This window comes from Candidatus Ozemobacteraceae bacterium, assembly GCA_035373905.1.
Classification (GTDB): domain Bacteria; phylum Muiribacteriota; class Ozemobacteria; order Ozemobacterales; family Ozemobacteraceae; genus MWAR01.
This window is the reverse complement of the sequence record DAOSOK010000036.1, coordinates 35,082-50,872: the sequence shown is the minus strand read 5'-3', so window position 1 is coordinate 50,872 and position 15,791 is coordinate 35,082. Positions and strand designations below refer to the sequence as shown.

15 protein-coding genes are annotated in these 15,791 nt (G+C 61.2%); 9 read left to right on the top strand and 6 right to left on the bottom strand.

Features of this window, described 5'->3' with window-relative positions; translation table 11 throughout:
* Nucleotides 1-337: 337 nt before the first annotated feature.
* The 3 genes from PLU72_16200 to moaA are packed head-to-tail and all read right to left on the bottom strand — an operon-like array spanning nucleotide 338 to nucleotide 3,214.
* Entirely contained in the window at nucleotides 338-1,267 is a 930-nt protein-coding gene (locus tag PLU72_16200) for a hypothetical protein (protein ID HOT29719.1), read from the bottom strand.
* 3 nt (nucleotides 1,268-1,270) lie between these two features.
* The gene (locus PLU72_16195; protein ID HOT29718.1) at nucleotides 1,271-2,227 is read right to left on the bottom strand and encodes an ROK family protein; all 957 of its coding nucleotides are present in this window, start codon (nucleotides 2,225-2,227) and stop codon (nucleotides 1,271-1,273) included.
* Between the two features lie 21 nt (nucleotides 2,228-2,248).
* Nucleotides 2,249-3,214 (bottom strand): GTP 3',8-cyclase MoaA, encoded by a 966-nt coding sequence (moaA, locus tag PLU72_16190; protein HOT29717.1) that lies wholly within the window; start codon nucleotides 3,212-3,214, stop codon nucleotides 2,249-2,251.
* A gap of 143 nt (nucleotides 3,215-3,357) precedes the next feature.
* Here moaA and PLU72_16185 point away from each other — a divergent pair, with 143 nt between their 5' ends.
* From PLU72_16185 to PLU72_16150, 8 genes are all read left to right on the top strand, one after another.
* Nucleotides 3,358-4,602: an SH3 domain-containing protein gene (locus tag PLU72_16185; GenBank protein HOT29716.1), complete on the top strand. Its 1,245-nt coding sequence runs from the start codon at nucleotides 3,358-3,360 to the stop codon at nucleotides 4,600-4,602.
* Entirely contained in the window at nucleotides 4,599-5,519 is a 921-nt protein-coding gene (locus PLU72_16180; GenBank protein ID HOT29715.1) for a hypothetical protein, read from the top strand. The genes PLU72_16185 and PLU72_16180 overlap by 4 nt, the downstream gene beginning before the upstream one ends.
* A 76-nt stretch (nucleotides 5,520-5,595) precedes the next feature.
* A complete protein-coding gene (locus PLU72_16175) occupies nucleotides 5,596-6,312 on the top strand; it encodes a glycosyltransferase family 2 protein (GenBank protein HOT29714.1) in 717 nt (238 codons plus the stop codon).
* Entirely contained in the window at nucleotides 6,302-6,592 is a 291-nt protein-coding gene (locus tag PLU72_16170) for a lipid-A-disaccharide synthase N-terminal domain-containing protein (protein HOT29713.1), read from the top strand. The genes PLU72_16175 and PLU72_16170 overlap by 11 nt, the downstream gene beginning before the upstream one ends.
* Nucleotides 6,567-8,939, top strand: a complete 2,373-nt coding sequence (locus tag PLU72_16165) for a glycosyltransferase family 39 protein (GenBank protein ID HOT29712.1) — start codon at nucleotides 6,567-6,569, stop codon at nucleotides 8,937-8,939. Before PLU72_16170 ends, PLU72_16165 begins: the two co-directional genes overlap by 26 nt.
* Complete coding sequence (locus PLU72_16160; protein HOT29711.1) at nucleotides 8,940-11,126, top strand: hypothetical protein; 2,187 nt, start codon at nucleotides 8,940-8,942, stop codon at nucleotides 11,124-11,126.
* Nucleotides 11,127-11,184: 58 nt separating this feature from the next.
* Nucleotides 11,185-11,694, top strand: coding sequence for a hypothetical protein (locus tag PLU72_16155; GenBank protein ID HOT29710.1), 510 nt, complete (start codon nucleotides 11,185-11,187; stop codon nucleotides 11,692-11,694).
* 20 nt (nucleotides 11,695-11,714) lie between these two features.
* Nucleotides 11,715-13,007, top strand: a complete 1,293-nt coding sequence (locus tag PLU72_16150; GenBank protein ID HOT29709.1) for an alpha-amylase family glycosyl hydrolase — start codon at nucleotides 11,715-11,717, stop codon at nucleotides 13,005-13,007.
* Between the two features lie 66 nt (nucleotides 13,008-13,073).
* Here the strand turns inward: PLU72_16150 and PLU72_16145 are convergent, their stop codons facing one another.
* The 3 genes from PLU72_16145 to PLU72_16135 all read right to left on the bottom strand — a co-directional run bounded on the left by PLU72_16145 (nucleotide 13,074) and on the right by PLU72_16135 (nucleotide 15,009).
* The gene (locus tag PLU72_16145; protein HOT29708.1) at nucleotides 13,074-13,388 is read right to left on the bottom strand and encodes a hypothetical protein; all 315 of its coding nucleotides are present in this window, start codon (nucleotides 13,386-13,388) and stop codon (nucleotides 13,074-13,076) included.
* A gap of 167 nt (nucleotides 13,389-13,555) precedes the next feature.
* A complete protein-coding gene (locus PLU72_16140) occupies nucleotides 13,556-14,290 on the bottom strand; it encodes a DUF1045 domain-containing protein (protein HOT29707.1) in 735 nt (244 codons plus the stop codon).
* Between the two features lie 38 nt (nucleotides 14,291-14,328).
* Nucleotides 14,329-15,009, bottom strand: coding sequence for an SH3 domain-containing protein (locus PLU72_16135; protein ID HOT29706.1), 681 nt, complete (start codon nucleotides 15,007-15,009; stop codon nucleotides 14,329-14,331).
* Nucleotides 15,010-15,250: 241 nt separating this feature from the next.
* On the opposite strand from PLU72_16135, the gene PLU72_16130 reads away from it, so the two are divergent.
* Complete coding sequence (locus tag PLU72_16130) at nucleotides 15,251-15,757, top strand: zinc ribbon domain-containing protein (GenBank protein HOT29705.1); 507 nt, start codon at nucleotides 15,251-15,253, stop codon at nucleotides 15,755-15,757.
* The last annotated feature ends 34 nt before the right edge of the window (nucleotides 15,758-15,791 follow it).

The window sequence follows — 15,791 nt, the reverse complement described above, 5'->3', positions numbered from 1 at the left end:
CCTCTACCACATGAAAAATCCCGCAGAGTGTACATGAAACCCCGGAAATGCCGGGAACATGACTGCCCAGGAAAAAACAGGAAAATTGGCCTTCCCATGAAAATTGGGATCTATGCCTTGTGTCACGAATGCATCAAAGTCGGCCGTGTTGCCCTCTCTGATGGCCACTTCCAACGCCGTCATCCCGAGATTGTCAACGTTCTTCCATTCGCTGGCCGAACACAATGCAGATATAACCATCACTAGAAACAATACGCTTACGCCGCGTTTCCTCATATAATAATCCTCTCTTTACATCAATAACTACATCCAGATGAACGTCGGGGAATGTCACTCTTCACGATTCGGCGTTCCAGGCTTCGAGGAGATATAATAACGTCAGGTATGCGTCGCCGAAGGGGGCGTGGCCCTGGTGGGCGATGATGCCGTTTTCCCACCAGCCGAGGAGCAGGTCGACGTAGCCGGCCTGGGAGCTCATGTCCAGGGCGTCGCCCTCGATCTCGGAAAACTCCGAGATTCCCGCGGCGATCTCGGCCGTTCCTCGGGGCCCGACGAGGGTCCCCGCGGCGCCTCTGAGCCGGGTGAGATAGGCGCCGAGTGTTTCGACGAGCCGGCGGGTTGGGATCGGTTTCCCGGAGGCATCGTGGACGGTGACGCCCTGGCCGTCGGGGGATATCACGGCTTTGGGGCCCGTTTCCGCGTATTCGAACAGCGGCCTGAACTCGGCATGCGGCTGCATCCGTTTGTGAAGCTGGTCGAATGGCGATGAAAGCGACGAGAGCCTGACCCGGTTCTCGATCATCGGGTCGAGCAACTGACCCATTCGTTTCACGTAGGGTTCGAGGAAGTCCGTCGTCCCCATGACGCCGACCCGGTCGACCCTGGCGATGATGCCTTCGCGAACGTCGGTTTCGAGAACCGGTCCGCCGTGCGTGGTGAGCGCGAGCGCGGAGAAGTCGCCGCCGGGGATTTCGCTGATGTACAGGCCGAGCGGCTGCATCCGCTGCCCGAGAGCCTGGGAAAGCGCCGCGACGGGGACGGGCCCGGTCGCGAGGAACACGTTGAGTCCCGCGTGCGTCAGCATCTCCGCGAGCCGTTCGACGATGTCCGCGAGCCCCGGACGGGCCTCCCAGCCGATCGTCAGGGATGGAAAACGGCTTCCGACATCCAGGAGATGGCGCCAGAGCTGGCTGGTCGATTCACGTTCGGCCCAACCGCCCGGGCGAAGATCGCCCTCGCGGAACACGGCGGGTTTCAGGGGTTTCATCGGTCAGAATAGTGCGGATGCGCCGATCAGGACGGCGTCGGTCTCGAATTTCGCGTCGCGGAGAAGCTTGTCGCCGCGGTCCGCCATCGGCAGCACATGCCGGTGGAGCGTCGCTTTCAGCTCGTCCATGAAGTATTCTCGCAGCGCCATGACGCCCCCGCCCAGCAGTACGACTTCTGGATTCAGGAGGGTGTGAACGTTTGCGATGGCCAGTCCGAGATACCTGCCGACCTTTTTCAGCGCCAGAAGGGCGGTCTTGTCGCCCGCCTTCGCCGCCTGGCCGATGATCCTGCCGGTGATCCTGTCGGGGTTGCCTTCGGTCAGCTCGATCAGGGGACCGTTCTTCAGCGAGGGAAACGCGGCTTTGACGTGGTTCTCGAGGCCCTTGCCCGAGGAAAACGCCTCGAAACACCCTTTCTTGCCGCAGCCGCAGACCGGGCCGTCGGGGTCGAGGCAGATGTGGCCGATCTCGCCGGCCGAGTTGGTCGTTCCCTCGGCGAGTTTTCCGTTGAGCACCATGCCGGAGCCGATCCCCGTCCCGACGAAGATGTTCACGAAGTTGTCGAGGCCCTTTCCGGCGCCGTACTGCCATTCGGCGAGCGTGGCGGCGCGCACGTCGTTGGTCACCCGCACGGGCAGGCCGAGAGCGCTGGAAACGAACTCGCCGAGCGGGATGTTCCTCCAGTTCAGGTTCGGAGCGTAGTTGACGGCGCCGGTTTTCGGGTTGATCTGGCCTGCCGCGCCGATGCCGGCGCCGGCGATTTCGGAGACATCCGTGTCGCCGATGGCCTTTCGGGCCGCATCGACGATGGTCTCGAGAACGGCATCGCTTCCGCGCTCCGGGTGGGTGGGCACGATGAACTGCCTGATGATGTCGCCCTTCTTACAGAGTCCCGCGGCGATTTTCGTGCCGCCGAGATCGATGCCGATCGTGTATCCCGAATTCCGCCTGGTAGTCATCCGATGAACCTCCTGAAGGGATCACCCGCCGATATCCGACAGGGAAACGCAGCGCGCGCCGAGAAACTGCGCGCATGACTTGTGCCGCGCATGCTTGCGGGCCGAGAGATCGCGTATGACACGAACGATCGATGCGTGGTCGAGGCCGCGGACATCGATCCCGTCGTTCGAGTCGAGACAGGGAAGCAGTTTTCCGCTGACGGTCAGCCTGAGCCGGGTGCACCGGGAGCAGAACGGATGGCTTCGGGAACTGATGAAGCCGATGTGCCCCGCTTCCCCGCGTATGCTGTAGTTTTCGGACGGGCCGCCCCCGAGATTCTGCTCCGCCGGATCGAGGGTGAGACCAGCCCTGACAAGCCGATCGACGATCGTATCCTGTGATATATATGGTACAGTATCAATGTCGCCGGCGGCGAAGGGCATGCGCTCGATGAACCGGACGTGCACCGGAAGGCGACAGGCGAGTTTCCCGAAGGCTTCGATTTCGTCGTCATTCTGACCCGGAATCATCACCGTGTTGATCTTGACGGGAGCGAGTCCGGCTGCGATCGCCGCTTCGATGCCGGCCATGACGCGATCGACGTCGCCGCCCCGGGTGATGGTCGCATACCGATCGGCCCGGAGGGAGTCGAGGCTGATGTTCACGCGCGCAACGCCCGACGAGCGCAGGTCGCGGGCGAAATCGGCGAGAAGGATGCCGTTCGTCGTGAGGCTGATGTCGTCGATGCCCGCGATGCGGGCAAGCGACTCGATGAAGCCGCACAGGCCCTTGCGGACGAGGGGTTCGCCGCCGGTGATGCGGACGCGGTGGACGCCTTCGGAAACGCACGCGCGAACGATCGCGAGCATCTCCTCGTATCGCAGAATCTGCTCGTGGTCGAGTTTCGGAATGCCCTCCGGCGGCATGCAGTAGACGCAGCGGAGGTTGCAGCGATCGGTGACCGAAAGCCGCAGATACTCGAACCCCGTTTTTCCCATGGCGTTCATGCGGAACTCATCTTAGGACCCTTCATCGCCCCTGTCAACGGCTCAACCGTCGATGAGCGCCGAGCCGGGGCAGGTGCGGCGGCAGACTTGACACGCTTCCGAATCTCTATACAATTGAGAGTATCTCTCTCAGGAGGGGACGCATGTATTCTCGCGCCAGATGGATGCCGGCCGCCGGAGCGATCGCGGCGATCGCCCTGATGTTCGCATGTTCCAGCCTTCATGCCCAGACGAGCCCGTTCGGCGGTTCGCAGGTGCAGGTGACCTCCTCCTCGAGCGATGCCTCGGGCGGAAGAGGGGTCGTTTCCATCGGCGAGAGCTGGGTGAACGTGCGATCGGGTCCCGGCACGAACAACGCCATTCTCAAAACCCTTCCGCGCGGGAGCGTCGGATACGTCGTCGCTGAAAAGAACGGCTGGAACCAGGTCATCTTCGGAAACGGCCTGAAGGGCTGGGTTCGCGCCGACCTTCTCGCCGACGGCTCCGGGATATCGCCCCTGCCCGCGACGAGTGCCGACAAGGCCGCTCTCGACAAGAGTTTTGCCCGGTGGGACAAACACCTGTCGAAGACGGTTCTCGATTACTCGGGAATTCACACGTATTACAAACTCGGAAGAGCGTGGGCCGCCTACCAGAAAGGCGACTGGCAGAAGGCATACGAACTGGCGCAGGACGACGCGTCGAACCCGCTCCGGGCGAAATACCTGATGGCCAAATCGCTGTATCAGCTCGGGAAATACGCCGAGGCGAAAGCCCAGCTCGCGAAGATCGAGCGCACCCTCGAGGATGAGGCATTCTCGCAGGTGATCGATGCCGCGACCAGACCGTACATCGACGAACCGGTGTATTTCAAGTTCGGCGGCTTCGACGATGTGGCGACATACAGAAAGAAAAAGGCGAACGGGAACCGCATCGGCCTCGAATCGAGCGAATACTACGAGGATTTCGTCGACATCAGCACCTGGAAGTGGAAGTCGAACGCCGCCTATGCCGAGTTCCAGAAGATCGGCGGCATCGACTGCAGCGGCTTCGTCCAGCGCGTCCAGATGGATACCTTCAAGCAGGCCGGGGTATCGTGGCCCATCCAGGGCCGCACCTCGGCAGGCGGCCTCTCGTCGAGCGCGTATTCGAAGGAGATCAACCCCGGGTTCCGCCCGCCCCCGCCGCCCGACGCGCGTGTCGGAGACATGATTCTGTTCGACTACGGTCACAACCGATACGGCCACTCGGCGATCTACCGCGGAACGGACGTGAACGGCAACATCCACGTCGTCATGATGGGCGACGTCCCCTACAACTGCATTCTTCCCGCCGAAAAGATTCAATATTATAAAGGCACATATAGAATGAAGGGGATGGACGACGTCCGGAAGAAGCTGACGGCATGAAGCTGTTTCTGCGGGCGTTCCTCCTGCTGTTCCTGATTCCGGCGTTCGCCTGCGCAGAGCCTCTTTCCTGTCCCGTCGTGCGGGAAATCTCCTGGGGTGACGGGATCGGCCGGCTCGGCATCATCTTCCAGGACAGAGGGCAACTGCCGGAAGGCCCGTTCATGGGCCCCGGCGGGTTCCGCGTCGACGCCGACGGCGGCATCTGGATTTCCGACAGCGTTCAGAAAGCCGTCAAGCGGTTCGCTCGGGACGGCGGGGTTCTCTCGTATGCCGTGAAGGCCGCGAAACTCGGCGATCTGTTTCTGCTCGGAAACGAATTCGCCGTCATCACCGGTTCCCCGGACGGAATCGCGTTCATCGACCGCACGACAGGCTCCGAGACGCGGCGTATCGATACGAAGGTCCTCCTGCGCGGTCGTCTCAACGTTATCGACAAGGATCACATCGCCGTCGGCGGCAACGAGGGCGGCGTGTTCCTGTACATGGGAAAAACCTGGGAAATGCACCCCGCACCGGCATTGGAGCCGGTCGGTACCTCCAAAACGCTGTTCGGAACGCTGTATGAATTCGACGCCGCATCCCGCGTCATCATTCGGGCCGGCTGGACCGGCGAAGCCTCTGATCCGGACGTCTTCGCCCGGTACAAGGTATCGGGAACCAACGAGATCGTGTTCAGCCGCCTGCTCGGCATGGCCGGCGATTTTCCCGCGTTCATGCTCGTGACCCGCGCCGAGCCGAATGTCTACCGCATTGTCCGGTTCGACGCGGACGGCAAGGTTGTCTCGGAACTCCAGGTGCCTATTTTTCCCGGCTGTCCTCTTCCCGCGCCCTGGATACAAGGCGAAGACGGGGTACTGTACGCCGCTGAGGCCGACGAAAATGCATTTCGTATCAGGCGCGGCCCGACACTGAAATAATTCTGGACTCTACCACCCGGACGGCAAATGTGATACACTCCCCCCCGAATCACCGGGGTACATCTGGGAGCGATCAGTGTCGAGCATCGAATATTCCGTAACGGCGCCGGTTTACAACGAGTCCGAGAATATCGGCGAACTCGTCGAACGAATCAGCGCGGCGATGGAACCCCTGGGGAAACCATGGGAACTGATTCTCGTCGATGACGGCTCGACCGATGCCAGTTTCGAGCTCATGACGTCTCTCAAAAGCCGCTTCCCTGCCCTTCGCGCCCTCCGCCTGAACGGCCATCACGGCCAGACGGCGGCCATGGATGCCGGAATCCGCGCCGCGCGGGGCTCGGTCATCGTCACGATGGACGCCGACCTGCAGAACGATCCCGCCGACATTCCGAAGCTCGTGTCCCGGCTCGGAGAATACGATGCCGCCGTCGGGTGGCGCGTCGTGCGCCAGGACGATTTCGTGCGGCGCGTTTCCTCGAAAATCGCCAACTGGATCAGAAACAAGCTGAGCGATGAGAACATCCGCGATACCGGCTGTTCCCTGAAGGCCTTCCGGGGAGACTCGATCCGCCGCGTCAGGCTGTATGAGGGACTGCACCGGTTTCTGCCCACGCTCGTCAAGATGGAAGGCGGCACGGTGACCGAGGTCGAGGTCAGTCACCATCCCCGCTCGCGCGGCCAGTCGAAATACAACGTCTGGAACCGGCTTTTCCGATCCTTCCTCGACCTGCTCGCGATCCGGTGGATGAAATGGCGAAAGCTTACATACAAGGTGGCCGATGAATCTTGAATTCTGGCTGGTGCTGGGGCTTTTCGGACAACTCATGTTCTTCATGCGTTTTTTCGTCCAGTGGCTCGAATCCGAGAGGCAGAAAAAGAGCGTCATTCCCGTGTCATTCTGGTATCTGAGCCTCGCCGGATCGGCGATACTGGCGGTGTATGCGGTTCACATCAAGGACCCGGTTTTCATCCTGGGACAATCCATGGGATTTTTCATCTACATCCGCAATCTGATGCTTATAAAAAAAGAACGGGAAACACGTGATGGATCAGACACGACAGCCGCCTGAAGAAGATCGGAAAGAAGCCGGCCACATGGCGGAACCTCAACCTGGCCCTGATGGCAACTCCCGGCAGGAGTCCGGGGATGCCGAACGGGGCTCCGATGTTCAGCCGCCCACGGAAGGCATGGAAGCAGAGGAATCGGACGAAGCTGACGAGGAAGTCGTTCCCGTTCTTCCGGCTCTCGCGGAAAACATCGCATCTCGAATCAACCTCCGGCTGTCCCCGATGGCGATTCAGTGGCTCGTCGGCATCGCCGCGTTCGCTCTGATCGCTTTCCAACTCGGAACGCAAAACCTCTTCGAGACGTCGGAGGCGCGCTATGCGTCGGTGGCCCGGGCCATGGCCGACGGCGGCAGTCTCCTCAGGCCGCAATTGAACGGGGTCTCCCATTTCACCAAGCCTCCGCTGACATACTGGGCCGGGGCCCTCGGGATCAAGCTGTTCGGTCCCACGGAGCAGGGCGTGAAAGCGTTTCTGCCTGTCGCCGCGGCCCTGACGGCCGTCGGCTGTTACCGCATCGGTCTGCTGCTGACAACGGTCCGGAGCGCGCTGTGCGCCACGATCGTTTTGCTGACGAGCCTGTTTTTCGCGGTCCAGTTCCGGGGGCTGACGGCTGATCCGCTTCTGGCCATGTTCGAAACTTGGATGATCTGGGCATTGATCCGGTATCGGACGAAGCCGTCCAACGCTCTCGCCACCGGCTTCTGGGCCCTGGCCGGCTTCGCGTTTCTTACGAAAGGCCCCCCCGGCCTTCTTCCGCTGCTCGGTCTGATCCCGGGAATCGCCCTGCGCGGCGGCGGAGAATCGATCAAGGCCCTTCTGAAACACGTCACCGGCTGGGCTGCATTCGGCGTGATCGGCCTCGGGTGGTATCTCTGGATGGGATACAACGTGCCGGGGCTGTTCAGGTATTTCATTTTCGACGAAACGATCGCCCGCGTCGCCTCGGAAGCCCATGGAAGGACCGGGCCGATCTTCTATTTCGCCCTCGTCATGATTGCCGGAATGTTTCCCTGGACGGCGTTCTTTGCCGGCGGGGTTGTGCAGAATTTCCGCGAAGCGCAAGCGAAGGATCAGCCATGGGGGCTTCCGGTCTTTCTCTGGTTTGCGGTTTCTTTCATCGTGCTTTCCCTCGCCAGATCGAAACTCGCTCCCTATGCCCTGCCGCTTCTCGTTCCGGCGTCTCTCATGACCGGCGGATACCTGTCGAACCTGTTCAGCTACGACAACGAGGAGCCCTTCGCCTACAAGCTCGAGTCGGCGCTGACGATCATCTTTTTCGCATTTCTCGGCGTTACGATCATGACGATGTCCTTCATGGGCGCCCTGCCCGATCCGAAAATCGCCCGGGTCGCGTTCTTCATCGCCTTCTATTTCATGTTCCTGGCCGTTTTCGGCTATACCTTCATGAACCTCGGCATCGTGAAGGGGATCATCCTCGTTCTCGGCGTCACCGTTCCAGGCATTATGCTCATGCTTCTGCCCACGATCAATGGCGACGAGATCCTTTTGAAGGAACGCCCCCTGCCGGGATACAGGAAGCTCCTCCGGAGAGTGGCGGCCCTTCCCCCCAACGCCAGGATTCTTTTTGCGAAAGACGTCCTGGAAGGGACGAGGTTCTATACCGGTCGCGATATTCCAACGTGGGGCGTGAAGCGCGAGACCCGCTTCGAGCCAAGGTCCGAAAAGCTGGTGCTGTTCGGAGACGAACTTCTCCGGACGATGGCCGCCCCCGATCTATATCTGCTGATGCGCCGTTCCGCGCGCGACGCGATACGGACGATAACGCAGTATTCGATCGACGAGGTCGAAATTCAGGGGAAATGGGGGCTCTACCTCTGCGGACGCTCGCTCACCGACAGCGAACTCTCCGCACTCCCCGCCCCCGCCCTTGCCCCCGGCGCCGCGCCCGGAGCTCCGATGGAGCCTCCCGTCTACGACATCGGCGACATCGCCGGTACCGGATCGATGGCGACTCCCGGAATCCAGGTTCCGTTCGCGGGGAGGACGCCTCCGGTAACGGCACATATCGACGCCATCTCATCCACCGGAACCGAGATGAAACTTCGGGACCCCGCCGCAGCTGACTGGGTCGCAGCCATGGCGAGCAGGGGCGCCCGCCTCACCGTTCCCGGCGAAACGGAAAAGTCGGCGCCGAAACCCGCTTCGAAAACGTCGCCGGTGGCGCAGCCGAAACCCGCCCCGAAACATCCTCTGAAACCCGCGCCGAAGCCGGATCTGGCTTCGGCGACGCAGCCCGTCCAGAAACGTCCTCAGAATACCCCCGTGAAACCCGAACAGAAGCCGGCTGAAAAACCGGTGCCCACGGCGAGCCCGTCCAAGAACCCCTGAATGAGCCGGAACAGGGCCGGGCTCTTCTCCGTTTTCCTCGCCGGCGCTGCAGCGAATATCGGCCAGATCGCCCTCCTGAGAACGATTCTCGGCCAGTTTTACGGTACCGAGCTTCATCTGGGCACGTTTCTCGCCGTCTGGCTGCTGGGGCTCGCCGCCGGAGGACGGCTCGCCGCCGCACTCAGCCCCGGGCCGCAGGCGGTCGTCACGGCAACCGCCCTGGCCCCTGCCGCATCTCTCCTCCTGTTCATGTTCGGGACGGCGACGTTCCTCCCGGAATCAGCGGGCGAGCTCCTTCCCTTCCTGCCGGTCGTCGCCGTCATCGCCGTCACGGTTTTTCCCGTCTCCATAGCGGTTGGCGCTCTGTTGCCCGCGATGGTGAAAGGAGCCGGAAGCCGGCCCGGCGCCCCGGTCGATCGTCTCTACGCTCTCGAATCGGCCGGAGGCGCGATCGGGGGAGGGCTGTTCGCGTTCGTTGCCGGCGGCGCCACCGAGCCGATCGTGCTCATATGGGCCTGCTTTATCCTTTCCTCCTCGGCCCTCTGCCTTGTCATGAACGGGAGACTCCGCATCGTCGCCGGTCTCATCGCCTTGTTGACGCCCCTCGCATCGCCGGCTCTCCCGGCGTTTCAGCGGATCATGGACGAATACCTCTGGAAACGGTTCCATCCGGGATACGGGCTTGTGCGAAGTTTCGATACGGCCTACCAGTCGGTGAAGATCTCGAGCTACGGCGGCCAGTATTCCCTCTTCCTGGACAACAACTTCATCATGACCTGGCCGGACCGGCCTGCGGCGGAGCAACGCGTTCACACCTTCTTCTCGTCCCTTCCGGCGTCCTTTTCCTTCGGCAGTTCGACCGTCCTGTTCGTCGGAATTCCGGCTCCCGACATCCTGGAAGAGTGTCTGAAATATAAAGTAAAGAATATTCATGTCGTCGACCTCGACGATGCGCTCGCCGCATTCATGAAAAATCTCGCTCCTTCCGATCCGCGTGTTCGGTGGGAAGCGGCGGATCCGCGGGCGTTTTTGCGGGCGAACCCCGGGCGATTCGACGCCGTCCTCGTCCTGCCGTCGGACCCGACGACCCTCGTCGGGAACCGCATGTTCACCCGCGAGGCGATCCGCGAAGCCATGGCGGCGCTGACGGAGAGAGGCGTGGTCGAATACGTCGTCAGCGGAGCGGAGAACTACCTCGGCGGCGACCTGGAAAAGGCGGTCCTGTCGCTGTATCGCGACCTGAAGTCGTCGTCCGGCCAGACCGTTGCCGTTCCCGGCGACCCGATCCGTTTTCGCGCCTCGCGGTCCGCCGACGCGATCGCGACCTCGCCGGAAGAACTCTCCCGGCGCTTCGACCGAAACGGCATCCAGACCGTATCGTTCAGGCCGGCTTTGTTTTCTGATCTTCTTCTGCCGTTCCGGGTCGCCGAACTCGAAGAGTGGCTTTCTCGAACCGTTCCCGCGCCGGAAAACACCGATGCCAGACCGGCGGCCCTTTCCCGGCAACTCCATCTGTGGGACATCTACAGCGGCTCGGGGATCGGCGCCGCTCTGCGTGTTGCCGAACGCATCGATCTGGGGCGCGCGCTCGTGATCCTCGGCGCCTTTCTCGCCCTGGTTCTTGCGTCCGTCGCCTCGGGCGTCGTCCGGTTCTCGCCGATCGCGGCCGCGTCGTCGGCCGTCGCCCTCACCGGCTTCTTCGGCCTCGCCGCCGAAATGATGCTCCTGCTTACCTACCAGGTGCGGCACGGAGCCATCTTCGGCATGGCATCTCTGTTTTTCGCCCTCTACATGCTCGGCCTGGCCCTCGGCGGATTCGTCTCCCGCCGCTTCAAAGCCGCGTGGGGGACGGTCCGCTTGCTGAAGTTCGGGCAACTCGTCCTGGCGGGTACGGGATTTCTCCTGCTGGAGAATCCGGCCCTGCATTCGCTCTGGACTCTCGGGGGAATGACGCTCCTGGTCGCCGTCCTCGCCGGGGTCGAGTTTCCTCTTCTCGCGCGTCTTTCCGGAGATACTGCCGGAGCCGTTGCCGGTCTGGTCGTGGCGGACAACTTGCCGGCGATGCTCGCGGCCGCGACGGCGGGCATCTGGATGCTCCCGACGCTTGGGATGCAGGGATCGTGGCTCCTTCTCGCCACCGCTGCCGGGGGGACGACCCTGCTGCTTGGGATGAAGAAAAGCGAATGACAGTGTATGCGCAGAGATGTTCCTATGGTAATATTTCCAGAACGGCAAGGAGCTGAACGTGATTCGATGGATGGCCCCGCGAGGATACCCTGAGGGATTCACCTACGTGCCGGCATGGGAGATCGCCGTCGGGTGGTTTCTCATGGGCGTCGCCGTCCTCCTACCCCTGCTGTATTTCAGAATGAACCCCGCCAGCGAGCGGACGATGCCGGAATGGATCTTCTGCCTCGTCTTCATGGCCTTTTTCCTGATGCTCGGCCGGTCGCTCGCGTTCCAATCGTTCCGTGCCGCCGTTGCCGGCGGCGCCGCGATTCATATATCGCAAGATATGCGATCGCCCGAGACGAACCTGACGAGAAAACTCCAGGACTGGCACGGAACGAGAACCGGCGCCGTCGCCGGCGAGAACGGGAAGGAGTATATCGCCGTCTATTTCGTCGGCTCGGACGGCCCGCACGAGGTATACCGGAGCGTGAACGCTGCAGAGGCCGGAGAGATCTGCGACGCCCTCGAGGAACTGAGAAATAGCCCTGCCGCCGTTCCCGGGCGCGATTCCACGCCGCATTGATTCCCAGGAGGAAGTGAACGATGTCGAAAGACCTGCTTGGCACGAAAGGTATCCGTCTCTACAATCTCTTCCCCAGGCTGGCCGGAAGCATGAACGGCTGGAAATCTCATCTGGGCCGAATTTCCTTCATGGGTTTCAATGCCCTGTACGTGAACCCCTTCCATTACCCCGGGTTCAGCGGCAGTCTCTACTCGCCGAAGGATTACTACAAATTCAACCCCCTCTTCATCGACAATGATTCTCCATCGAGCCCGGCCGACCAGCTCAAGGAGTTCGTTTCGGCATGCCACGAACAGGGGCTGCTGTTCATGATGGATCTGGTCATCAACCACACCGCGATCGACTGCACCCTCATCCAGGAGCATCCCGACTGGTTCAAACGATCTGCCGACGGACAGGTCATTCATCCCGGCGCCTGGGACAACGGCAAATGGGTCGAATGGGGCGATCTTGCAGAGGTCGACAACGCCGGATCACCCGACCGCGAGAATCTCTGGCAGTTCTGGTGGAAGATGATGTCCTATTACATGGATATGGGCATCGACGGCTTCCGATGCGACATGGCCTACCAGGTGCCTGACGACCTGTGGCGCTTCCTGATCCAGCGGGCCCGACAAAAAAAGCCCGGGTGCATGTTCCTGGCGGAGTCGCTGGGCTGCAGTTTTCAGCAGGTCGAGAACCTCGCGAAGCTCGGCTTCGACTACCTGTTCAACTCGATCAAATACTGGGATTACAATCAGCCGTGGGGCATGGAGCAGTATTTCAGGACAAGCCCCGTCGTCGCGAGCATTGCGTTCCCCGAGTCGCACGACACGAACCGTCTCATGGAGGAATACGAAGGGAACCTCGCGGCCGTCAAGCGACAGCTTCTCTTCTGCGCCCTGTTCAGCAAGGGGTTCATGATGCCGATCGGCTTTGAATTCGGCTTCCGCCGCCATTGCGACGTCGTGCGCACCGAGCCATCGTGGTGGGAGAACACCGGGATAGATATGACGGAATATATTCAGAAGGTGTGCCGGCTCAAGGACACGAACGAAGTGTTGAACCGTGAAGCCGGTCTTCAGATCGTCGACCAGGAAAACTGGTACAACATCTTCTGTTTCAAACGCTCGGCCCCCGGTTGCAAGACCGTTTTCGTCGCCGTGAACAAGGACCGCTACAACCATCAGCGGCTCTTCATTCCCGATCTCGCAAGCGTTCTCGGGCCCGGCATCCCGAGGGACATCTCGCCGGAATATGCGATGAGTTCCGTACCGAGATGCTTCGAATACACCCTCCGACCCGCCGAGATCAAAATCCTCACCCTCGGCTGATCTCCATCACGGTAGCGAAAACGGCGGAAAGACCATCGGTCTTCCCGCCGTTGTGATCTCGAACGATCAGTTGGGCATCGGCTCGTTGTCAGGATCGTAGGGATTGTCGGGATAGGAACCGTCGGAGCCGCCGTCGTCATCGTGGTGATCGTGGCCGCAATCGCTGCCGGAGTCGGACGATGAGCCCGAACCGTAATCGTCGCCGTTGTTCGGATCGGTCGGGTCGGCCGGATTGCCGGGCGGAGGCCAGGGAATGTGGTGGGAATCGGTCGTCTGGCGGATGCAGGTGACGTCCGTCGAGGGGGCCGCGAAGGCGCTGGCGCCGCTTATGAGGATGAACGCAGCCAGGGCGGCGAGGGTAAGCTTGATTCTGTAATTCATTCCGAACGCTCCTTGTTTCCTGGGGTGATGTGAAGCACGACGGGGTCTTCCGCAGGGATCGTGCCAATGTGAAAACCCCTGCAAACATCGTGATTTGCAGGGGTTTCATCCGATCGGGACGTCGAATTTTCAGCAGGGTCTGCGGGAAATCCGTCCGCCCGGATCGGTCATTTGAACCGGTACACGGCAAGCGGTTGCTTGATCTGCCCTGCCCTGTCCGCGATCCCGACGCCGATGCCGACGATATGGCCCTGTTTCGGGGTGCCGAACTCGGCGTCGTTCGCGTGGCGCTTGACGAAGCCGTCGACTTTCGCCGGATCGGACTTGGCGAGAAGCGTCAAATGAGGCTCGAACTCGGCGAACACGTTCGGACTGCCGTATTTGGTGACATACTCGAGTTTCTGGGGATACTGCTTCACCCAGTCGGGAACGAAGTCGCTCGGGAACCGGTGTTCGCAGAGCTGCTGCACGACCGTGTCCGACAGCGTCTGGAGGTTGCGGTTTTTGTCCAGGTTGATGAACAGCCAGAAATCCTTGGTCGCGGATATCCCCGCCGCGGTCACGGGAAACGGCTTGACGGTCTCGGCGAGCGAGGCGACGATTCCCTGGACGAGAGACGCCTTTTCCGGAGCATATTGTGTCATATATAATGTACAGTGCACCTGGTAGCCCATGGACGGGTAGGAGTCGAGCTGTTCCTCGGTCTTGAGGGCTTCGCCGGCTTTTGAAGCCATTGTTTCGAGCTCGTCGGAAACGATCGCGAAGACGTTCAGTTTCACCGTCTCGGGAAGGGGCGCGGGGCCGCTTGCCGGCTGTCCGAACGACGCGGTCAGGGCCAGGAAGCCCATGAGGGCCAGGGAGAGAACAAGGGCGGAAAGGATGCGCTGTTTCATGATCTGCATATCGTCACCTCGTGATCGTCAAGGATTCTTCAAAGGATTCAATAGCCCGCGGGGGAAACGGCGACGGGCTGCTGCCAGCCGTTCGGATAGGAATACATGGGATACGAAGAGGGCCAGGCGGAGAAGGCGGGCATGTTGAACGCGCCCTGCAGCTGGATGTATCGCGCGTAGGCATATCCGAATTTCTGCGGTTGGGATGCGGACTGCACGTAATACCAGTCGCCGTATCGGCCGAGCACATACACCTGCTCGCCTCGGGCAATGCTGCCGATGACGTTGCGGTCACGGTTGCGGCTCGAGCCGAACCCGGGATTGGAGCGGAGGTTCAGATTCGTCAAGGGGACGCCGGCCGTGCCGGCGGGGCTCGCCTGGCGATAGACCCAGGCCGTGCCGTCCCAGAAAGGGGCGAGCGATCCGGCCGGCGTCTGATAATAGTAGCCGGGCGCGGTCACGCCCGCGGGGTTCCAGGGCCGGTAGGCCGAGTAATAGGCGGGGTCCTGGGACGGGAGATAATACGGCAGGTATCCCGGGTGCATCGATGGATGAAATGTCGATGATATAATATACGGAGAAATGACGCCGACGCTCTGCGAGACGACGCCGTACCCATACCAGGTCGGTATCACGTATCGCCTGGCCGCTTCGCCCGCGAAGGGCAGAGAGAGAACGGCAACGGCTGCAAGAAGGAGCCGGAAAACGTTTCTTCCCGTAGTCTTCATGGGTGTACCCCCTCCCTCGTTCCGCGTGACTGAAAGCCCGCGAAGTGGTTGCCCCATGGTAACACGGAAAACGCCCAAGATATTTGACAAAATTCACCCAGGGATTTTAGAGTGGAAATACCGGGGATTCGTCCCCGCTGATGCTATCCAAGATGGATAGCTTTTCAATAGATCGCCGGGACCTCGTGTTCCGGCGATCCACTTTCGGGGAGGTTGCGGCGGAAGCTGCAGGAGACCGAGGATGGATCGAACGGAAATGAAGACCTGTCCGGAATGCGGGACGACCGCATCGGACCAGCAGCAGTTCTGTCGCCGGTGCGGCCTCGAATTTCCCCCGGAATCGCTGGAGGAGGAACGGACCCTTCGTGCCGCGATTCCCGAGAAAGGCGTGGGATCCTGCATCGGAAGCGCGTTCAGGATTGCCGTCGTCCTGTTTCTCATCGGCATCGTGATGGTTCTCATCCCGCCGCGACGGACGGTTCGCACCACGTCGAGGGAAAAAGCCTGTTATGCGAACATGCGCGTTCTGCTCGGCGCCATCGAAATGTACAACATGGACAGCGTTGTCATGCAGAAATCCATGAACGAGCAGGTCATCAACCGTCTGACGGAAAAAAATTATCTGAAAGGCGGACTCAGCAAGCCCGAACGGGGATGCAGGTATTCCTCCACCGGCGACATGACGGCAAACGGCAGGATCTGCTGTGACGTTCACGGAACCGTCGAAAGCGACCTGCAGGATCGGTAGGATTTCGTTCGCACGGTGCATCGACTTTTCAGGG

What these genes read in the sequence shown, in the direction of transcription:
- PLU72_16165 (HOT29712.1), top strand. Translation starts at nt 6,567, where the DNA reads ATGGATCAGACACGACAGCCGCCTGAAGAAGATCGGAAAGAAGCCGGC.
- PLU72_16150 (HOT29709.1), top strand. Translation starts at nt 11,715, where the DNA reads ATGTCGAAAGACCTGCTTGGCACGAAAGGTATCCGTCTCTACAATCTC.
- PLU72_16160 (HOT29711.1), top strand. Translation starts at nt 8,940, where the DNA reads ATGAGCCGGAACAGGGCCGGGCTCTTCTCCGTTTTCCTCGCCGGCGCT.
- PLU72_16180 (HOT29715.1), top strand. Translation starts at nt 4,599, where the DNA reads ATGAAGCTGTTTCTGCGGGCGTTCCTCCTGCTGTTCCTGATTCCGGCG.
- PLU72_16185 (HOT29716.1), top strand. Translation starts at nt 3,358, where the DNA reads ATGTATTCTCGCGCCAGATGGATGCCGGCCGCCGGAGCGATCGCGGCG.
- PLU72_16130 (HOT29705.1), top strand. Translation starts at nt 15,251, where the DNA reads ATGGATCGAACGGAAATGAAGACCTGTCCGGAATGCGGGACGACCGCA.
- PLU72_16145 (HOT29708.1), bottom strand. Translation starts at nt 13,388, where the DNA reads ATGAATTACAGAATCAAGCTTACCCTCGCCGCCCTGGCTGCGTTCATC.
- PLU72_16200 (HOT29719.1), bottom strand. Translation starts at nt 1,267, where the DNA reads ATGAAACCCCTGAAACCCGCCGTGTTCCGCGAGGGCGATCTTCGCCCG.
- PLU72_16170 (HOT29713.1), top strand. Translation starts at nt 6,302, where the DNA reads ATGAATCTTGAATTCTGGCTGGTGCTGGGGCTTTTCGGACAACTCATG.
- PLU72_16135 (HOT29706.1), bottom strand. Translation starts at nt 15,009, where the DNA reads ATGAAGACTACGGGAAGAAACGTTTTCCGGCTCCTTCTTGCAGCCGTT.
- moaA (HOT29717.1), bottom strand. Translation starts at nt 3,214, where the DNA reads ATGAACGCCATGGGAAAAACGGGGTTCGAGTATCTGCGGCTTTCGGTC.
- PLU72_16140 (HOT29707.1), bottom strand. Translation starts at nt 14,290, where the DNA reads ATGCAGATCATGAAACAGCGCATCCTTTCCGCCCTTGTTCTCTCCCTG.
- PLU72_16195 (HOT29718.1), bottom strand. Translation starts at nt 2,227, where the DNA reads ATGACTACCAGGCGGAATTCGGGATACACGATCGGCATCGATCTCGGC.